The organism is Paenibacillus sp. 7541 (assembly GCF_002276395.1).
Classification (GTDB): domain Bacteria; phylum Bacillota; class Bacilli; order Paenibacillales; family Paenibacillaceae; genus Paenibacillus_AQ; species Paenibacillus_AQ campinasensis.
The window spans coordinates 1-1,831 of sequence record NZ_NQLZ01000061.1; the positions used below are offsets into that span (position 1 = coordinate 1).

Annotated in this window: 3 protein-coding genes and 1 pseudogene; all 4 read left to right on the forward strand. The window is 39.7% G+C overall.

Annotated features, from left to right (window positions below; translation table 11 throughout):
• A pseudogene (locus CHH75_RS25450) lies at window positions 1-199 on the forward strand (hypothetical protein); the annotation flags it as partial.
• A 35-nt stretch (window positions 200-234) separates the two neighbouring features.
• Window positions 235-465, forward strand: coding sequence for an HNH endonuclease (locus CHH75_RS25455; protein ID WP_230875883.1), 231 nt, complete (start codon window positions 235-237; stop codon window positions 463-465).
• Window positions 466-485: 20 nt separating this feature from the next.
• Entirely contained in the window at window positions 486-941 is a 456-nt protein-coding gene (locus CHH75_RS24325; protein ID WP_095268201.1) for a YrhA family protein, read from the forward strand.
• A 710-nt stretch (window positions 942-1,651) separates the two neighbouring features.
• Window positions 1,652-1,831: hypothetical protein (locus tag CHH75_RS24335; RefSeq protein WP_176475662.1), on the forward strand; the 180-nt coding region annotated here is incomplete at its 3' end.

Consider the following 1,831-nt stretch of genomic DNA (forward strand, 5'->3'; position numbering starts at 1 on the left):
CATCAAGACGGATAGTCGAACTGATTTTGTCGGAAAATTAAAGGGTGAGGAAGTTACACTTCCGAACGTAAAAACAAAACAGGTTACGTTTAATAAGAGAAGCCCGGAGGACACAGCTCAATTACGAAAGGATTTTAAAAAGGTCAGAAAAGATTTGATGCAATCTATGGCTAATGATCCTAAAAAACAAAGGCATTAAAAAAAGCTGGAATTTCAGATAGTGACATTGAAGATATGAAAGAATTTGGTCTTGTGCCTGACGGTTGGCAAGTCCATCATAAAACCCCTCTGGATCAGGGCGGTACTAATGATGTGGAAAACTTAGTTCTAATAAAAAACCACCCCTATCACAAGGTTATTACAAATGAACAGAATTCATTAACGAAGGGTATGAAACCTGGAGATAGTAAATCAGTAGAATTTCCTATTCCAGAAGGAGACATTTATCCTCCTAAAAAGGAATAAATAATTAAGAAGGTGATAATATGTGGAGAGAGCAAATTGATATCATTTCTAAGATAAGGGGAAAAAGGGATCGAAAACTAAATTTACCTGTTAATGAAAATGAGTTATCAAGATTTCGTAAATCTGTAGTAGAGAAATTTGGTAAAGATGTGCTGCCACAGCAATACTATGAATTTTTGCAAACAGTTAACGGGATTGAATTTAATGGACTTAGAGTTTATGGAGTCGACCTAGTTTATTTAGACTCTAAGCCAATAAATCAGGTGGATAGTTTTTTTGATGCCAATGAAACATGGGAGTCAATTAAAGACGAAGATGAGTTAATTTTCTTCGGAGACTCAGATATTGCTTGGTACTGTTATAATGCTACTAAAAATAGTTTTGTTGAACTCGATAAACCTTCAGGTGAGCTTATGGAAACTTTTAGTGACTTTAATACTATGCTGGAGTCTGCTTTCTCTGTAGCGCTTGATTAAGTGAATAAGCTGAGACATGTTGATGTAACTACGTATTATGCACGGTCCATTAAGTTAACGAAGTCAAGCATTTTCAATGATTCATATCCTGAGAAGATTAAACCGAATCGGAGTATCACATGAAAAGCGAGGAAATATATAGCAATTTATTAAAGAAGTGTAAGTATCTCTAGTAGAGGAAAACGGAAAGTAATGAGAATAATGACCCCGGCGCCACAGGGGGAGGGGAAATCGATGAAACGAATACCGTTAGATACAGCCCTAGCCCTGCGGCGACGGGAGAACGTGCGACTACATTGTTCCGATGATCTAGATGAGGTTGTCGACATCTTCGTCAAACATGTCAAAGGTCTGATGTCACGGGAGCAAGTCAAGTTAAGCCTTACACATTACCTTATTAAGTCTAAAACAATGACGTCGTTCATCGAAATCAAGTCCTAGCAAAAGTTGTTGGATTCCTAAATCAGTATGATTGGCGTCATATCGGTTATTATCGTAAATATTTGTCGTTGTTTAGTTAACCTTTCCCCCGCCATTGTGCGGGGGTTCTTTTAGCCGTTTAATTGGGATATTAAAATGGGACGAGGGGAAATTGGAGGCATTACAATTGTAATCATCTACATATCTATTCATGACTCATTGATTACTGATTCGTCTATCCGATTCCTGCTGTCTATTCTGTGCTAGACATCCTCTGAGTTTCACCGTTTGTGACGGAAGTGGAGCCGCCGGAAGAGAAGAAGGGCTTCTGGAGCAAGGTGCTGGATGTGACGCAGGTCGTGCTGGATGTAGCCAGCTGTATTCCGGGTGTTGGAACCGTAGCGAGTCTCGCGAATGCAGGGATCTCTCTCGCCCGAGGGGACTATGTAGGAGCGGGGTTGTCCCTGGTA